Consider the following 18616-nt stretch of genomic DNA (forward strand, 5'->3'; position numbering starts at 1 on the left):
CCTTATACATGATTAAATGTGTATCCAAACCCTTTTGTACATTAGTTGTCATGCTTTGTGTTGTGCAAAGTGGTTTTAGTAGTGCTGATAACATTAATAACTCAGATAAATCGTCTATGGATGTGGATTATCAAGGTATTGCCTTAGAGTCATTTTACAAAAATGTAATGACAGCAGAGCCAGTATTACCAGCTGACCTGTCTGATAACTTTGTGAGTTGCCCAGTTGGGCAAGGCGTTCAGAATGCTCAGTTTAAAACTTCGAAACAAGTAGATTATCAAAAGCAGAATTGGGAGCAGAGGATCGCCAGTGATTGGGATTATTTTACGGCACCGAAGTCAACAGGCCGCGTATTGGCAATTGACTTTGCTCAGAAAAAACAGGGCTTAGGGTATCGTTATTTGGCGAATGAGCATAGTTATGATGAGCTTTATGAGCCTTGGAGTTCGTCTAAGATTATGGCCTTTACTGCTGCTGTTGCTAAAGCTCGTACCCAAGGTATTGGGGCGCTAAGTTTAGCTGGTGATATACCTCTTGCCGATCTCATTACGAGTATTAATAGTTACGAGGCGTTTGGTAAAGCCGATGGCAACTCTAACGCTATTGCTACGTATTTCTTGAATATGGTGGGCCGTGATGAGGCTAGCGCTTTGTTTCATGATAAATGGTTAAAGTTAGCTAATGCTGATGTGCGTTTTAGAGGCGCATACGCCTTAAAAGTTTTTTCACCCTCTAGCCCTTATTGGTTTGATATGAATAGCGCTCAAAAAATAGCGGTTGCTGAGTTAGCCAAAGGTAGCGATGATAAAGGGTATCAAGCATATCGATGTGATTCCTGTGGGCTAACAGGAAATAAGCCCATGACAACACTTGCTCAAGCTGAATGGTTGAAACGCCTAGCTAGTCACGAGCGCGTTGCAAGTACTCGGCAACCAAACTTAACCAGCCAAGATGTTGAAGTGTTGTTTTATGGCACTGGACATAGTGATCTTCAACATAAAGTAGGGGGCATGACACAAGGTATTAGTCGTATGTTAATCGATGCTATTGCTAAAGCCCTGAGCAATCAAGACGTAACCAATAGTAAAAAGGTATTAGATGACGCCACAGATGGAAAATGGCGAATTTGGCAAAAAATAGGTTGGGGTCCAAGTGAAACCAGAGGAGCAGGAGAGAATGTGGTTCTCGCCCATGTTTGTTTACCCACATATCAGGGGGGACGAGAGTTCACTATTGCTGCGCAGACTGCTTATCCAGGTGAAGGCGAAATGACCGTACGTTATGCGGGGTTGAAAATGCAATCACTACTTGATAGTTCCATGCAGCAATTATTAACGGCTAAATTAAAAGCTAACTAACGCCATTTGGCTTATTTTAATGATTCATTTATAAGGTTGTAAACATGATCACCAGTGCCTTTGCTTATGTAACTGTATTACTTTTTCTGGCCGCAGGTTTGAAGGTTTTAGTTGCCAATAGCAAATTCAAAATTTTTGAATTTTTACCGGCTATTGTGTTGTTGTATTTCAGTGTCATGGTCTTGTCTACTTTAGGTTTTTGGCAACAAACAGAGTCGATCAACCAAGCCTATTCATTATTAAAAACTAATTTATTGCCAGCGATGATATTTTTAATGTTATTGCAAAGTGACATTGGCCAAATTAAAAAGTTAGGTGGCAAGATCATTTTTGCATTTTTCGCTGCGGCCATCAGTATCGGTATTGCCTTTGTTATCGGTTTTACCTTGTTTCAACCATGGCTTGTGGAAGGCTCATGGAAAACTTTAGCAGCCTTAAGCGGTAGCTGGATGGGCGGAACAGGCAATATGGCCGCCATCCAAATGGCATTAGATGTACCTCCAGCAAGCATGGGTTATACCTTACTCATAGACTCAATTGATTATGCCTTATGGGTGATGTTGTTGTTAGCACTTGTGCCTTATGCAAAACGATTTGCGCAGTGGACCGGTGCAGACACCCGTTTATTGGAAAATATAGGCTCATCGTTAGCTGATGCTAAAACATCAGAAGAGTCAGTGGTTAACAATAACGAAACTGACAAAACCACCCCGTTTCTGTTGTTATTAAGTCTGTCTTTACTGGTGTCCGTTGGCTCCCAGGCATTAGCTAGTTTAATGCCAACTACAGCGTTTTTTACTCAAACAACTTGGGTGGTTTCCATTGTTACCGTTTTAGGTGTGGTGGCTGCACAAACCCGCTTAAAAAGAGTAGAAGGCTCAATTGAATTGTCGAATATTATGTTGTATTTGATTATTGGTTTAATTGCTTCTCGTGCTGATTTTGCTGAGTTAACTCAAGCACCAACCTATATTTTATTGGGGCTGGTTATTTTGTTTTTTCATGGCTTGATGATGGTCATTTTTGCCAAGGTGTTTAAATTTGATTTGTTTACCTGCGGTATTGCCTCTCTAGCCAATATTGGCGGCGTGGCATCAGCGCCAATTTTAGCCGCAGCTTATTCTCGCGCGTTAATCCCAGTTGGTGTGTTAATGGCTATGCTTGGTTATATTGTGGGCACTGGCGGGGGCCTGTTAGTTGGCAAGTTATTGTCGATGATTGCAGTTTAAATTTTTTTAGGAGTGATAGATGAGGTTTTATTTTGCAACGATTAAGTATCAGACTTGTTTGTTGGCTGGTTTTATTTTGCTTAGCACAAACATGTCAGCAATAGCCAAAAAGAGCGAAGTGACTATGTGGCAATCAGATGTGATTGATGTGCGTTATGAACATTTAGAGCCTAGCTATTGGATCGAAAAATTAAACACTGCTGATAATGTGTTGATGTCGCAAAAGCAAATACAAACATTTAATCAAGACTTACTAGCGAATAATCAATACGTCGTAGATCCGTTAGCCGTAGAGCCTTCTTTCTCAAAAACACAACTACTCAAAAAGATTAACTCAGTGAGCAGCCAACCTAAAAGTGCTCGATATTATGCTGATGGACGACAGTTAACCGATGCTGATTTTGCTAAGTATTTTAAAAACTTAAATAAAGTGGCAGTTAAAGAAAGTAACCTAGTGCAATATGGCATGGTGGTGTCTAGGGCGATAATGCGCGCTTTTCCAACTCACGATCGTGTATTTAATAAATATATGGATACAGACCTAGATCGGATGCAAGAAACCGGTGTGTTTCCCGGTGATACCTTGGCTGTATTACATGAAAGTACTGACGGTCTTTGGGTTTTAGCACAGCACTATCATTATTTAGCCTGGGTGCCTAAGCAGGCAATTGCTATTGGTGACAAATCAGCCATTCGAGCCTATAAAAATGCCGATTCATTTGTTGTGGTAACAGGTGGTAAAGTTGAAACCAACTTTGTACCCAATCAGCCCCAAGTATCAGAAATACAGCTGGATATGGGCACACGATTACCTTTGTTAGATCATAAAAAGGTTGGCAATCAAGTCTATGGTCAAAATCCTTATGCGTCCTATGTGGTGGAACTACCAATACGCAATAAAAATGGCTCGCTAGCATTCAAAACTGCTTTAATTGCCCGTCATCACGATATGCACCTTGGTTATTTACCCATGACTAAACGTCATATTATTCAACAAGCGTTTAAATTTTTAGGTGAGCGTTATGGCTGGGGGCATGATTACAATGGTCGAGATTGCACGGGCTTTGTAGGCGAAATATATAAAAGTTTTGGACTAGTTATGCCACGCAATTCAGGGCAACAAGGAGCTGGAAAATATGGGCTGAATACGCGCTTTAGCAAAGCTGATTTAGCGCCAATAAAAATGGATGCGGTCAAGCAGCTACAAGTCGGAGATCTAATTTATATTCCAGGACATGTGATGATGGCCATTGGTGATGATGATGGTAAAGCCTACGTAATTCATGACGTGAAAGGGTTGGGATACACTCAAGCAGATGGCAGTTTTTACAAAGGCACCTTAAACGGTGTATCGGTTACGCCTTTATTGCCTTTAAGTTTGTCTAAAAATAAGAGTTATTTAGATACAGTGTACAACTTCAAACGAATTCACCAGAGCCAATAATCCCAAGAATATAAAAGTTGATATGAAAGCTAATATGAAGATCACAAAAATAAGTTTTGCAAAACTCGCGGTACCTTTAATTACGCCATTTAAAACGGCTATGCGTACTGTAAATCATATTGAAGATGTGGTGGTGCTAGTGGAAACGGATGATGGCCAAGTCGGTTATGGTGCGGCACCCTCTACGCCGGTTATTACAGGAGACACCCATGGGTCGATTATTCATGCCATTAAGACTGTTATCGCTCCCCAACTAATTGGTTTATCTATCACTGATTTTAATCAAATATTATTACGTATTCAGCAATCTATGGTGGGCAACAACAGTGCTAAAGCGGCCCTTGAAATCGCCATATATGACCTGTGGGCCAAATGGTTAAATCTGCCTTTGTATAAAGCTTTGGGCGGCGGAAAACCACAATTAACAACCGATGTCACCATAAGTGTAAATGACGTTGAACAAATGTTAGAAGATGCCCATCGGGCGATTAACCAAGGTTTTGACGTATTAAAAATTAAAATAGGCAACGATATTCATTTGGATATTGAACGGGTGAAGGCGATTTACCAAGCGGTTGGTGACAAAGCCTTGATACGTTTAGACGTTAATCAAGGTTGGACGGCAAAACAAACGGTATTTGCTGTAGAGCAACTAGATAAAGCGGGTGTGCAATTAGAGCTTATTGAACAACCGGTACAGTTAAATGATATTGAAGGCATGCGGTATGTCACCCAAAGGGTGTCAACACCGATCATGGCTGATGAAAGTGCATTTTCGCCTAAACAAGTTTTATCTCTAATTCAATCAGGCGCTGCCGATATTATTAATATCAAGCTAATGAAAACCGCTGGTATTAGTCAGGCTTTACAAATTGCTGATATCTGCCAAATGTACAAAGTGGAATGTATGATAGGTTGTATGCTTGAAGGGAGTATAGGTGTGGCTGCAGCAGCTCACCTAGCTAGTGCAAGAGCTGATGTCATCTGCAAAATTGATCTCGATGGACCTGTGTTAGGTCAATACGATCCGGTAAAAGGTGGCGTGAACTTCAATCGGGCTCAAATTTTATTATCAGACGGTGCCGGCCTAGGAATTGAATCGATACAAGGCCTAGAATATTTAACCAATGGAGTGTGGAAATGAGCAAACGTGCGCTAGCAGTTTTCACTAGCTTGCTCTTATCTGTGGCAGGGCTAAACCTAACTAGTGCGAAAAATAATGTGGAAAATAGTCATGAGAATAGTGTAAAGCCTGTGCCAGCATCATTATTAAATTCAAGTGTGCAGCAGCTTGTGTTAGTGGTTTCAGAAGATTGGGAAGCAGATGTAGCTTCTATGTATCGCTATCAAAAACATCAAGGTCAATGGCAGCTTGTAGGTGACACCACTGCTGTTAATTTAGGTCGTACTGGCTTGGCATGGGGGATTGGACTGCACCCTAAACAAACTGGATATTATAAAAAAGAAGGGGATGGTAAGGCTCCTGCGGGGATCTTTGAATTCGGAACCGCCTTTGGATATCTGCCTACAGTGACAACAGACATGCCTTACAGCCAAATGTTAGAAACGAGTTATTGTATTGATGTGAATGGTTCAGCTTTTTACAATCAAATAGTGGATCAAAAACAAGTTGGAATAGAAGCAACCAAAGGTTCAACTGAAGCTATGCGTCGAGACATTCATAGCAATGACCATTTGTATAAAAAAGGTTTAGTCATCCAACATAACCCACAGAACATCTCTACCGCAGGTAGTTGTATTTTTATGCACTTATGGCGTGGTGAAGGCAAACCTACCGCTGGTTGTACTGCTATGCAAGAAAGTCACATGGATACTTTGCTGGCGTGGATAAATGAAAAATCCAAACCACTTTACGTAGCACTGCCAAAACATGAATATTTGGCGAAAAAATCAGCGTGGGGTTTACCAGCGATACCATAAAATTATTGGGTAAAGCTCCAAACTTTCATTTCCGGGCCCATTTACATCTCATCCCTTAGGGTAAAAAAAAGCGTGCCTCATTAACGAGACACGCTTTTTGCTATACGTCATATTTCTGTCATTAATCTGACCAATTAGTTTCAAATTACTGTCACCTTTTTATCACTAAACTGTCAACGAAACTATTCACTATATTGGCCACTTTCAGTACTTCTTCTATTTGCCTGTATTAGAAGACTGTTTGCTAAAAGGTATCAAAATTCTCAAACACATAAAAAATTGGAAAAACCATGTCAAAAAGAGTAATGGAAACATTTAAGTTATCAGCTATCGCATTGTCGTTAGTAATTGGATTATCGGCTTGTGAAGGCGATGATGGAGCTACAGGTTCTGCAGGAGCGCAAGGTCCAGCTGGTGAACAAGGACCGGCTGGTGCAGACGGTTCTGATGGCGCTAACGGCACAGATGGTGCTAACGGCGCAGATGGCGTTAACGGCGCAGATGGTCAAGCTGGCGCTGACGGCGCAAACGGTATGAATGGTCAAGATGGCCAATCAGCTCCTGTTCTAACTCGTTTAGCTACTGTGCCAACTGGTGCAGAAGTAACAGGTGCATTTTTGACAGATGAAGGTGATTTATTCTTTAACGTACAACACCCATCAGACGCTAACTCTTTAACTGAAAGCGTAAACAACAAACCTTTCAATAAAGGTACGGTTGGTGTGTTACGTGGTGTTAACTTTAACAATTTGCCAAAAACGATTGTTAACTCTCCAGTACCAGAGACTCAAGAAGAGCGCCAAGTGGTGGTTTCTGCTTTAGGTGAGTATCAAATCATTGGCCAGACTAATGATACCTTTGCTGAGCTAGGTGACGCTGGTTTAGCCGGTGGTTTAGGTGTGCATTATGGCATTATTTCCGGTGAAAAAATTATCGAAAACAACGCGCCAGATTTTAATGGTTATGTATCAACAGGTGAGGGTGAAGGGTATTTATTCACTAACTGGGAAGCATACCCAGGTGGTGTAAGTCGCATGAAAGTCGAAAAAGACGAATTTGGTAGCTGGTCTGTATCTGAAGCTATGATGGTTAACTTTGACAGTGTTGGCGGTACTGCGGCTAACTGTTTCGGCTCAGTATCTCCTTGGGGTACACCTCTTAGTTCTGAAGAGTGGATTGTTAACTCAACAGTGAACTCAACTACTAATGCCAGTTGGAATGATCCTGCAAATACTAGCACTGATAATCTAGAAAAACTGACAGCTCCAGATTTCCCAAATCCTTACAGATACGGGTATACAGTTGAAATTACAGATGCTACATCCGCTGCTCCTGTGCCGGTTAAACACTTTACTCTTGGTCGTTACGAGCATGAAAACTCAACGGTTATGCCAGATCGTCGTACAGTTTATTCATCACAAGATGATACGGGTGGGGTGTTGTTTAAATTTGTAGCTGACGCAGCTGAAGATTTAAGCTCGGGTACTATTTACGGCGCTAAATTAACCCAAGATGCAGGCAGTACTGAGCCTGCCACCACAGGTTTTGATGTGACTTGGGTTGAGTTGGCTTCAGGTAACAATGCCACTATTGAAGCTTGGATTGCTGAATATGACGGGATTGATACTTCTGATTATGTAGACGGTCTAACTAGCTACATGAGTTTGGCAGATGTTCAAGCTTGGGCTAACGGCGATGCTAACTATCCATCTGTAGCCGATGGCGGTAGTGCGGTAACGGCTGGTCAACCAATGGATGACAGAGCGGCTTTCTTAGAATCTCGTCAAGCAGCTAAGATGAAAGGCGCTACTGCTGAGTGGCGAAAACTTGAAGGTATTAGCATCAATCATGATCGTGCTCTAGAGGCCGTTGGTGGAGTTGAATCAATCGAAGGTGAAGACGTTAAAGCTGCCTATATTTACATGGGTATTGCTGATCTAGATAACACTTTGACTGATGATGAAGGTGATATTCAATTATCAGCTCGGGTTAAAGACTGTGGTGGAGTTTACCGCGCTAAGCTTGAAGAAAACTATGACCTAGCTCGTATCGAGCCTGTGGTTATGGGTGGTACCTATCGTTCAAGTTTAACTGGCGCTGAACGCTGCGATGTTGAGCAACTGTCTCAACCAGACAACGTCATCGTTATGCGCGATGGTCGTATTATTATTGGTGAAGACGGTTTCCAAGAGAATAATACCTTATGGATGTACGATCCAAAATCTCTTTAATCTTGGAGTAAGTTAAAGGTTCTTTAAAAAGGATTTTTGATAAAACTTTTATAAGAAGCTTTAAAGAGAAAAAACTAAAAACAGCGGGACGTTTGTCCCGCTTTTACCACTTTAAAAAATGATAAAAATATGTACCTTTTAACTAAAAAAACAATAATTTTTGCACTAGTTTTTATTTTTGTTGCCTGTTCTGAACAACAAAATCAAGTAGCTGAAACTGGCCAAACACTGGAACAGACAGTTCACACACCATATTCTGAGGGCGACGCTATTCCAGCGACAGCCTATATTGAACACAACGAAGTTTACAATGCTGAGTCTGTTATCCCGCCTCAGTGTTATACCAAAACCCAGGGCAACAATAATCCCTGTTACGCCTGTCATCAAACTTATAAAGACAGTCCCAATCGCCCTAACACTATGAATGATGCTGATTTACAGGGTGAATACCAATTTTCTGATTTAGGTACAACCAATCATTGGAAAAACCTTTTTGTGGATAGAACTAAGTTAATTGAAGGGATTTCAGATGAAGAAATTAAAGACTGGATATCCCAAGATAATTACTCAGAATTTGTAAACAAGTTTAGTCAAGATCCTAACTGGCAAGGTGAAGTGACCCCAATCAAAAACTTAGCTAAACCCAGTTTAGCCTTTGATGACAAAGGATTGGCCACAGACGGCAGTCATTGGGTGGCCTTTAATTACAAACCTTTCCCAAGTACCTTTTGGCCAACCAATGGCTCAACGGGTGATGCCATGATCCGTTTACCTAAGGCGTTTAGAGAGATAGACGGACAATTTTCAACGGACGTGTATTTCGCTAATTTAGCCTTAGTGGAAATGACCATGAAAGAGACTCAAAGTATTTCCACAATACCTTTATCTGAACAGGCGCTGGGTGAAGATGTTAACGGTGACGGAGAACTAACAACTAAGGTGGAAAACATTCGTTTGCGCTCTCATTATTTAGGTGATGCCAAAAACATAGCCTTAAGTCATTTACTTTATCCAGAAAATACTGAGTTTTTACACACCGTTAGATACATAGGTGTAAATGATGACGGTACTATTTATAACGCCCAGCGTATGAAAGAAGTGCGTTATATGAAAAAACACAGCTTTAAAGATAAGGCTGAATTAGCCTCAGAATATTATTTAGAAGCTAAAGAAAAACATTTTGAAAACCTACCCCAAGTTCACTTACTTGGTGACAAAGGTGTTAACAGTAATATGGGCTGGACGTTAAACGCCTATATCGAAGACGCCAAAGGCGATTTACGCCATCAAAACTCTCAAGAGTTAGCATTTTGTGCGGGCTGTCATAAAACCATTGGCTCTACGCTGGATCAAACTTTTTCTTTTCCTCGCAAAGTTGAAGGAGCCAGAGGTTGGGGGTATATCAATTTAGCCAAGCAACAAGATGCGCCAAATGTTGGTGAAGAGCAGGGCGAAATTTTGACTTATTTTCAACGTGTGGGGGGGGGCGATGAGTTTCGTCAAAACAAAGAAATGTTACAACGCTGGTTTAACCAAGACGGTTCAGTTAATTCAAAAAAGGTGACCCAGGCACAATCGGTTTACCAGCTAATTACGCCATCTGCACAAAGAGCCATTAAGTTAAACAAAGCCTATTTGTCTATCGTGCGCGAGCAAAGCTTTATATTTGGCCGTGACGCTAATATTACGGCTGCAACTAATGTTTTACAGCAAGTAGATGAAAGCCAATCACCGCTAGCTCCTGAGCATAGATACAAATGGGATATGCGTTTGGATTGGAATAAAGGTTTGACGTCATCACAAGTTAAGGTGGATTAAGTTTATGGAATTTGCGCTATTTGATTTTGTTTTGGCTAGTTTACTTATGGGGTTAGGCATTGGTTCAGACGTTGCTATAGCCACTTTTGCTAGAGCAAATCAATTAGCCGGTATTCGTACTGCTTTGATATGGATAGTAGGAGTGTCAGTTACTCATACTGTCTTTCCTATGTTGGGTTATTTGTTGACCTATTTTAGTTTGCAGCTTCAACCCAATATTGAACCTATAGTGGGGTTAATCGCTTTTGCTTTTATTTTCTTTTATTTAAAAGGCGAGTTAGCTGATTTTATTAGATCAAAAGACGGCAGCCAAAACGACGACCATGACAGGCAGATACTGGTGACCTTAGGGCTGATTTTAGCCGTGAGTTGGGATGCTTTATGGTCAGGCCCAGCTAAATCGGCCCAAGTTATTGGATGGCCAGAGTTGTTTGTATGGTTATCATTTATTGTGGTGGGAATATTTGTATCCACACTGGCAATTGTCAGTTTGAGTTGTGCATTACGAGTTAAAAAAGTGGTGAAACACAAGGTAAGCTCTCGTTGGTTTGCGTTTTGGTTACAATACACAGTTGTAGGCTATTTTGGGTTGCTGGCCTTGTTTAATTATACTTTAGGATTGCAGCTAACTTGGTGGCAAACTTTAATGACGTCAGGTGTAGTAATCGCTTTGTTTATGAGTCAAACATTTCAAAAGTTGTCTTTTCGACAAATTGAAATTTAAAAACCTAATGACTGCAAATCAATACCGTCTGCAGATACTTTTAGAATACTACCTTGATCGTACCAATCACCTAATACTATGCGTTGTGCTGGTTGTTCATTCACGCTTAAATCGTGAATAGCTGGCCTGTGGGTATGACCATGGATCAGCCTCTTCACATTGTGATTCTGCATACTTAGCACTACGTCTTCTGGTGTCACGTCCATGATCTCAGCGGTTAACTTAGTGTGATTTTTTTGACTGGTTTTTCGGCCTTTTTCTGCGATTTTTCGGCGCATAAATAAAGGTAAACTTAACATTAACCTAGGCCACCACCAACCACGGGCTTTTTTACGAAATTTTTGATACACCACGTCTTTAGTACATAGCTCATCACCATGCATAATTAGGGTAGGGGTGCCATATAAGTCGACGACAGCTTGCTCTGGTAATAATGTCATACCAGATAATTTGGCGAACTTATCTCGAATTAAAAAATCACGATTTCCGTGTATAAAGTAAACTGGAATGCCACTATCACTTAACTTTTTAAATGCTGCGGCAATACTTAAATTAAAATCACTTAAATCATCATCACCGATCCACATTTCAAATAAATCACCCAGTACGTATAAAGCTTCTGCTTGTGGTGCTTGCTCAGCAAGAAACTTAAATAAACATTGGTTTATGTCATCTCTTTGAGCAGATAAATGTAAATCAGAAATAAAGTAAGTAAATGGCAACATGGATTGGGTGAGTTTTATTTGGGACGTAAATTAAGCGCCTAACATGTTAGGCGCTAATGATATGTAACCGATGAATTAGTCGATTATCTCAGCTTTTTGGATCACCACATCATCTACAGGTACATCTTGGTGATAACCAGAATTACCGGTTTTAACCGCTTTAATTTTTTCAACTACGTCCATGCCTTCAGACACTTCAGCAAATACACAATAACCCCAACCGTCAGACGTTTCGCTGCGGAAATTTAAGAAGGCATTATCACCAACATTAATAAAAAACTGTGCCGTAGCAGAGTGTGGTTCGTTAGTACGCGCCATAGCAACAGTACCAATATTGTTAGCTACACCATTGTTTGCTTCGTTTTGAATGGTCGCTTTAGTATCTTTTTGTTCCATTCCTGGTTCAAATCCACCGCCTTGGATCATGAAGCCATCAATGACACGGTGAAAAATAGTATTGTCGTAAAAACCTTCTTTCACATAATCTAAAAAGTTAGCTACTGTGATAGGTGCTTTATCGGCAAAAAGTGCCAGTGTGATCACACCGTAATTTGTATGGATTTTAACCATTGAGAATGTCCTCAGTTTGCAAAGTACTACATGGAGGGCGCATTCTAGCCTAAACATCAGCCATTTTTAAAGCTTTTAGTGGAATTGACTCACCTTGAGCACTGTTTTAAAGCATATCTCGGTGGTAGAATTCCGCCTTTAAAATACTGACTCACAACTTCTAACCGATAGGATCTCTAATAAATGCTACATATTTACAACACCTTAACTCGCCAAAAAGAGCAGTTTACACCGTTACAGCCCGGTAAGGTGGGGATATATGTGTGTGGTATTACCGTTTACGACTTATGTCATGTTGGACATGCCCGTACCTATTTAAGTTTTGATTTAATGGTGCGTTACATGCGCTCCCGTGGATTAGAAGTGAACTACGTACGTAACATTACCGACGTAGATGACAAAATTATCGCCAGGGCCAATGAGCGGGGCATTTCGCCTGAACAAGTCACTGAACAAACTATTGCCCAAATGCATGAAGATTTTGCTGCTATAGGTTTAATAGAGCCAGATATTGAACCAAGAGTGACCACTCATATTCCGGAGATTATTAATGTAATCCAACGTTTAGTAGACAAAGGTTATGCTTATCAGGCCGAAAGTGGCGATGTGCTGTTTGAAGTTAAAACCTTTGAAGATTATGGCAAGTTAGGCCGTCAAGACCTAGAGCAACTTAACGCAGGTGCTCGCGTAGATGTGGCAGGTGAAAAACGAGATCCCATGGACTTTGTGTTATGGAAGTCGGTCAAACCAGGCGAACCGTTTTGGCAGTCACCTTGGGGAAATGGCCGACCTGGTTGGCACATTGAATGTTCAGCAATGAACCATAAACACTTAGGCGAACATTTTGATATTCATGGCGGTGGCTCGGATTTGATCTTCCCACACCATGAAAACGAAGTAGCCCAGTCTTGCTGTGCATTCGATACACCTTATGTGAATTATTGGATGCACACAGGTATGGTGCAGGTAAACCAAGAAAAGATGTCTAAATCTCTTGGTAACTTTTTTACTTTGCGTGATGTGCTGGATTTGTATGACGCAGAAACCGTGCGTTTCTTTTTAATGTCTGCCCAATACCGTAGCCAACTCAGCTATTCGGACAGCTTTATTCAACAAGCCCGTGCTTCGTTAGAACGTTTGTATACCGCGCTTAGAAATGTAGAGCCAAACAAAACGGTAGATATGAGCTTAAGTGGATATCAAGCACGTTTTAACCAAGCCATGGATGATGACTTTAACACCCCTGAAGCCTTTGCTGTGTTGTTTGAACTAGCTAAAGAAGTGAATAAAGCTGATGGCCAACAAAAAGCAGACTTAGCCGGCGTGATGGTTAACCTAGCTGACATATTGGGTATATTGCAACAAAATCCAAGTGACTTTTTGCAAGCAGGTGCTAAGGCAGGTGGCGAAGATGACGTGGCTGAAATCGAAGCGCTAATATTAGCTCGTAAAAATGCTAGAGCTGCCAAAGATTGGGCAGCAGCCGATGAGGCACGTGATGCACTTAATGCTTTAAACATAGTGTTAGAAGACAATGGTGGTGAAACCACATGGCGACGTGGCTAGTTAAAAGGGCTAGGCCCTTTAATTCACTACGTTCACTTATTCGCTATGCTCACAGAGCATCGCTTCGCGACAGTGCAATCGCGAAGCTCACAAAGCTAAAGCATTCACTCCGTTCACCGTCATCCATGACGTTTTTGATATGGCATCCTTGCCACACCAGTTACTTTTAAAAAGACTCAAAAGTAACCAAAACGTCTCTTGCTCCAACCAAGTTCCAAGACCTGCGCGACTTGTCAAATAGAGGCCGCAATGATCTGTTCCCTACAGGCATTGCTCAAATTACATCCTTGTAATTTGCCCTCTATTTGCCAGCGTTGCTCGGCGAACTTGGATTCGCGATAAAATCAAAAGCATCGGCTTCGCCGACTTTTATAAATTAAACAAGGAAGAATCAATATTAATGAAACAAAATACCTCAAAACTAGTGATAAAAGTTATCCCTCTAAACCTTCCTAAAAGATACAAATTCCGATAGCATCAATGCTAATAATTTTACGGACAAGAGAAAACCCCCACCGTCCAACAAGGTATTTAATCGTCATTGAATGACACGACGTTAAAATACTAAGATGTTATGCTTTACCAATTGTTCACAAGGAAGGAGTCTTAAATAGTGTTTTATAAAAATATAAATTCAAGTAATTTTCGTTGGTTGCTGTTTTTTTCGAAGCTCATTGCTCTAAGCGGCTATCTCTCTTTTGGTGTTGTCTTAATAGTCATTATTATTCAAACAGTGAGAGAAGGTATGGCAACCCAAGTAGGCATTGTTGCAGCTTTAGTTACACCAATCATATTAATTTCAATTTCTGGTATTCTAGCCATACTTATATCTATGGAGGAAAACTCCAGAATAACCAAAGAGCGCTTTGTAAGTGAGCAAAAAACATAAGAAAAGCTCAAAACAGAAAACCACTCGCAGGGCTTCGCCAAAGAACTCATGTTTTAAAGGTTAAATTAGTGTCATTTATATCGTTCTTCTCTTAGTGGCAACGCCATGCTTTTGATTTTTTAGCGACTGAAACTTTCCCTAAAATACCTATTCTGGGTGAAACTGGTTTCTTTAGAAGCATAGCTTCGCCCAGTTGAACGGTTTGCCATGGACGGCAAGACTGGGTGCATATCATCACGGATGTGTATTCTAGTAATTTGAAGAAGAATAGACATCAGTGACATGGGCATATCTTTATGGTGAACATAATGAATGCTGCTGGCATTGTTCGATAATCCAGCAATTTGATTGGAAATGTGATATAAACCACCCCATGTTATGTAAAAGTATCATGTAATAAAGTACGGTAAGTCAAACGGAAAAGTAAACGGAAAAAGTTGAAGTTCATACATTGAACTTCTTCAAAAAAGTAATTTCATTTACTAGGGAGTTAATTATGTCTGTTAAAGTTAATCATTACGCTCGTCCCATTAGTACTAATGTAAAAACCTTTATTGAAAGCTCTTTTATTGAGTTTTTTATTGGTGTGATTTGTGCTGTTTTTGCATATTTTACTTATGACTATATGATTGTTTTATTCCTCTCTACAGCGTTGATTGCCGTTATCTGTTTGGGCCTGACTATTTATAATATCTATATTATTTTTCAAAGTGTCAGTACAACTCCTGTAAACCAAACTATAGATTAGTTCTATTAACTCATATCGATATGATCCACTCCACATGGATATTGAGAATATGCATCATTTATACCATTTTTACATAAATTAACTGAGTTAATTTCCTATCTTTCTAACGTTTCTTTTTTATAAATTTTTGCGAATATCAGAGCTAGAATAGTAAAACTAAAGGTTTTATAGTTCACTCAAAGCAAGAACAAAACTTCCAAATAAAAGGTAATTGGTGACATATGCGGTATCAAGGAAAGATTTTTAATTGGAATGATGAAAAAGGCTTTGGTTTTGTTGAGCCAAATGGTGGTGGAACGAGAGCGTTTGTGCATATTAAGGCCTTTAAGTCTGGCTCCCGCCGTCCGGTTAATGGTGAGATTATTGTTTATGAATTGGTTAAAGAAAATAACCGAGGTTTTAAAGCTCAAAACATTGAATATTCACGTGATGTAAAACAATCAAGCTCCTCAAAAAAAGTGAAAAGTAAACTTAGTATCACTAATTTTTTTATTTTTGTATTTTGTGTAGGGCTAATATTTTCTGTATGGAGTGGTAATTTACCTGTCATCATTCTTGGTTGGTATGTGGTGATGAGCTTAATTACTTTCATTGTGTATGCATGGGATAAATCGGCAGCCCAAAGGGGAGGATGGCGAACGAAAGAAAGTACCTTACACTTACTTTCTTTAATCGGAGGTTGGCTAGGAGCCCGCTTAGCACAAGCTAAATTGCGCCATAAGTCGAGTAAAAAAGAATTTAAGCGTATTTATTGGGTGACAGTGATGTTGAATGTTGCGGGCGTCTTTTGGTTGTACACAGACAATGGTGTAAACTTTTTGAATAAGGTTATTGTTCCATTGACGGATTGGTATTCTTAGTTGGTTTCAAATTATAAGGTGTTTAGTTATGTTGATGCAAAATGAGCTGAGCCCCTTTATTGTTTTAATCCGTCCATATTAACCAAAAATTTAGACAACGAGTGAGTATTAAATATGCAATTTTGGGATGATTTTACTGCACTTCTATTGGTGTTCATACCTACTTTGATTGTGCTAGTTATCTCTATTGGGCTACTGGCTATGAGTCATTGGTATCTCATTAGTACACGACCAGAGCTGGGCAATGAAGGTAAGTTTTCCCGTCAACTTATATTATTATTTTTGACTATTATCTGTATTTTGGCTGTGGTTATTGTATTGCCAATTGAGGCTAGTTTTCGTAATCAAATCATTGGTTTAATCGGTATTTTACTGTCAGGGATGATTGCATTTTCATCTACCAGTATTATTGCTAATTTAATGGCCGGAGTTTTATTAAGAATTACCAAGCCTTTTAGAACAGGCGACTTTGTTAAGGTTGGTGAGTTTTTTGGGAGAGTGTCTGAGCGAGGGTTATTTGAAACTGAGATACAAAATGAAAGCCGAGAACTGATTGCTATCCCAAATACCTATTTAGTAAATAACCCAGTTTCTACTGTTCGAAGTTCTGGCGCAATTGTATCGGCAAGCTTGTCATTGGGTTACGACGTACATCATTCTGAGGTAGAAACTATACTCATCAAAGCCGCTGGAGAAAGTGGACTTGAGGATCCTTTTGTTAATATTTTAGAGTTAGGCAACTACTCTATTACTTATCGAGTGTCAGGTGTATTGAACGAAGTTAAAGGCTTGATTACGGCTCGTTCAAATTTATTCCGAGCGATTTTAGATGAATTGCACGGTCAGGATATTGAAATTATGTCACCGACTTTCATGAGTCAACGCCGTGTCGCGGAAGATGAAAAGATGATCCCCACCTCTTCAAAAGTAAAAACAAATAAGGTCACTGTGGTTGCTGAGGAGATTATTTTCGATAAAGCGGAACAAGCAGCACAAACGGAGGGTGCAAAACAGGAATTATCAGATGACATCAAAGATTTAGAAATCCAGCTAAAAGATGCCTCTGGCGATGAAAAAGTTCAAGTGAAAGAACAAGTAAAAAATAAACGGTCAGATTTAAAAAGTATTGAACAAGCCGAAGTATTAACAAATATTGAGACGAATACCAGCCAACTCGATACTCCCATTGATTTAAACAAACCCCATAACTAAGCGATAATTACTTTTTTGTTCATGCTAAATAAATACTCGCCGAACAACTTAAAATGGTTTGTACGTGGTCAGTAAAGCTTGTATTCTGCGCTACAAATTAGCCTGTGGGTAATGAATAGTGAAAACATTTAAATGTAGTTGTAAAGATCGTCAAATTTTATTTTTTGAAAGTAGTCATTGTTTAGCCTGTAACAGAGTTGTTGGGTTAGACGACAATTTCAACCAAGTTGAACCTTACGAATTCGATCAAAAAAGTAATCAGTATTTTAAAGCTGAGCAACCTAAAACTCGCTATCAAAAATGTGATAATCATGCCGATTATAAAGTGTGTAATGGTATGGTTAATTTAAATACGTTTGTGCCAATTGAGGGGAAAGACGAGGTATTATGTTTTGCTTGTCGATTTAATGAGACGGTTCCAGATTTAAGCATTGCTGAACATATTCCTTTGTGGAAAAAAATGGAAGAGGCTAAACGTAGAGCCCTGTATACATTAAAAGCATTGTCTTTGCCTTTGCAAAATATTCGTCAAAATGCTGAGGGCGGATTAAGTTTTGATTTCACTGCTGATCGGGATGTAAACGATCATTTTGTGAGCAAATTAAAAGGTCAGGATGCGGTATTTACTGGCCATGACTGTGGCCATATTACGATTAATATAGCAGAGGCGGATGACGTAGCACGCTCCCACACGAAACAAGCGATGAGGGAAAGTTATCGAACTTTGCTTGGACACTTTCGTCATGAGCTTGGGCATTATTATTTTGACAAATTAATCGCGTGTTCGTCAGAAAAGCACCGTTTGTGTAAAACCTATTTTGGTGATGACGAACTCGACTATCAAGAAGCTCTGGATAAACATTATAAAAAAGATAACTCAGAAAATTGGCGAGACGCATACATTAGTGAATATGCCACTATGCATCCATACGAAGATTGGGCTGAAACATGGGCCCATTATATGCATATTATGGATACATTAGAGACCGCCAAAAACTTTTCCATCACAGGTTCGACTTCAGGGGAAGCAACTGACAATGGAGAAGTAAAAGAGTTAACCTTGCCCCAAGGGGCTTACTTTTTTTCTGCACAAACTTCGATCACCAGTATTTTAGACGCTTGGATGGACTTCTCTATTATTCTTAATTCTTTAAATCGCAGCATGGGAATGAATGATGCGTATCCATTTGTATTAACCCAAAAGGTACGTACAAAATTATCATTTATTCATCATGCTATTCATGACAAGTTAGATCGAATGCCAGCATTAGTTGAAGAATAAGATATGAGTTGAAGAAGAA

The 18616-nt window shown here is 39.8% G+C and carries 16 protein-coding genes; 14 read left to right on the forward strand and 2 right to left on the reverse strand.

The features are described 5' to 3' along the window. The first annotated feature begins 8 nt into the window (after positions 1–8). From L0668_RS01655 to L0668_RS01690, 8 genes are all read left to right on the forward strand, one after another. Complete coding sequence (locus tag L0668_RS01655; protein WP_235310317.1) at positions 9–1358, forward strand: hypothetical protein; 1350 nt, start codon at positions 9–11, stop codon at positions 1356–1358. 44 nt (positions 1359–1402) lie between these two features. Further along, on the forward strand, positions 1403–2587 hold the full coding sequence (locus L0668_RS01660; RefSeq protein WP_235310318.1) for a DUF819 family protein: 1185 nt from the start codon (positions 1403–1405) through the stop codon (positions 2585–2587). A 19-nt stretch (positions 2588–2606) separates the two neighbouring features. Continuing rightward, positions 2607–4031, forward strand: a complete 1425-nt coding sequence (locus L0668_RS01665; RefSeq protein ID WP_235310319.1) for an SH3 domain-containing protein — start codon at positions 2607–2609, stop codon at positions 4029–4031. A 34-nt stretch (positions 4032–4065) separates the two neighbouring features. Then, positions 4066–5175, forward strand: coding sequence for a dipeptide epimerase (locus L0668_RS01670; RefSeq protein ID WP_235310320.1), 1110 nt, complete (start codon positions 4066–4068; stop codon positions 5173–5175). After that, a complete protein-coding gene (locus tag L0668_RS01675; RefSeq protein ID WP_235310321.1) occupies positions 5172–5972 on the forward strand; it encodes a L,D-transpeptidase family protein in 801 nt (266 codons plus the stop codon). Before L0668_RS01670 ends, L0668_RS01675 begins: the two co-directional genes overlap by 4 nt. 290 nt (positions 5973–6262) lie before the next feature. After that, positions 6263–8203, forward strand: coding sequence for an alkaline phosphatase PhoX (locus L0668_RS01680; RefSeq protein ID WP_235310322.1), 1941 nt, complete (start codon positions 6263–6265; stop codon positions 8201–8203). Positions 8204–8332: 129 nt separating this feature from the next. Continuing rightward, positions 8333–10021 carry an Aq_1262 family (lipo)protein gene (locus L0668_RS01685; RefSeq protein ID WP_235310323.1) on the forward strand — a complete coding sequence of 563 codons (1689 nt, stop codon included), beginning with the start codon at positions 8333–8335 and terminating at the stop codon, positions 10019–10021. Between the two features lie 4 nt (positions 10022–10025). Further along, positions 10026–10745, forward strand: a complete 720-nt coding sequence (locus L0668_RS01690; RefSeq protein ID WP_235310324.1) for a hypothetical protein — start codon at positions 10026–10028, stop codon at positions 10743–10745. On the opposite strand, the gene lpxH is transcribed toward L0668_RS01690, so the two are convergent. Next, a complete protein-coding gene (gene lpxH, locus L0668_RS01695) occupies positions 10742–11467 on the reverse strand; it encodes a UDP-2,3-diacylglucosamine diphosphatase (RefSeq protein WP_235310682.1) in 726 nt (241 codons plus the stop codon). The two genes, L0668_RS01690 and lpxH, sit on opposite strands and share 4 nt — an antisense overlap. Before the next feature lie 78 nt (positions 11468–11545). After that, on the reverse strand, positions 11546–12040 hold the full coding sequence (locus tag L0668_RS01700) for a peptidylprolyl isomerase (protein WP_235310325.1): 495 nt from the start codon (positions 12038–12040) through the stop codon (positions 11546–11548). A 183-nt stretch (positions 12041–12223) separates the two neighbouring features. Here L0668_RS01700 and cysS point away from each other — a divergent pair, with 183 nt between their 5' ends. The 6 genes from cysS (at position 12224) to L0668_RS01730 (ending at position 18597) form a co-directional block, all read left to right on the forward strand. Beyond that, positions 12224–13606 (forward strand): cysteine--tRNA ligase, encoded by a 1383-nt coding sequence (gene cysS / locus L0668_RS01705; RefSeq protein ID WP_235310326.1) that lies wholly within the window; start codon positions 12224–12226, stop codon positions 13604–13606. 613 nt (positions 13607–14219) lie between these two features. Further along, the gene (locus tag L0668_RS01710; RefSeq protein WP_235310327.1) at positions 14220–14495 is read left to right on the forward strand and encodes a hypothetical protein; all 276 of its coding nucleotides are present in this window, start codon (positions 14220–14222) and stop codon (positions 14493–14495) included. Positions 14496–14991: 496 nt separating this feature from the next. Then, on the forward strand, positions 14992–15243 hold the full coding sequence (locus L0668_RS01715) for a hypothetical protein (protein ID WP_235310328.1): 252 nt from the start codon (positions 14992–14994) through the stop codon (positions 15241–15243). Between the two features lie 221 nt (positions 15244–15464). After that, complete coding sequence (locus L0668_RS01720; RefSeq protein WP_235310329.1) at positions 15465–16103, forward strand: DUF1294 domain-containing protein; 639 nt, start codon at positions 15465–15467, stop codon at positions 16101–16103. Between the two features lie 114 nt (positions 16104–16217). Continuing rightward, entirely contained in the window at positions 16218–17315 is a 1098-nt protein-coding gene (locus L0668_RS01725; protein WP_235310330.1) for a mechanosensitive ion channel family protein, read from the forward strand. A 118-nt stretch (positions 17316–17433) separates the two neighbouring features. Further along, positions 17434–18597, forward strand: coding sequence for a zinc-binding metallopeptidase family protein (locus tag L0668_RS01730; RefSeq protein ID WP_235310331.1), 1164 nt, complete (start codon positions 17434–17436; stop codon positions 18595–18597). Positions 18598–18616 lie beyond the last annotated feature (19 nt).

It is taken from the genome of Paraglaciecola algarum, assembly GCF_021532655.1.
Lineage (GTDB): Bacteria > Pseudomonadota > Gammaproteobacteria > Enterobacterales > Alteromonadaceae > Paraglaciecola > Paraglaciecola algarum.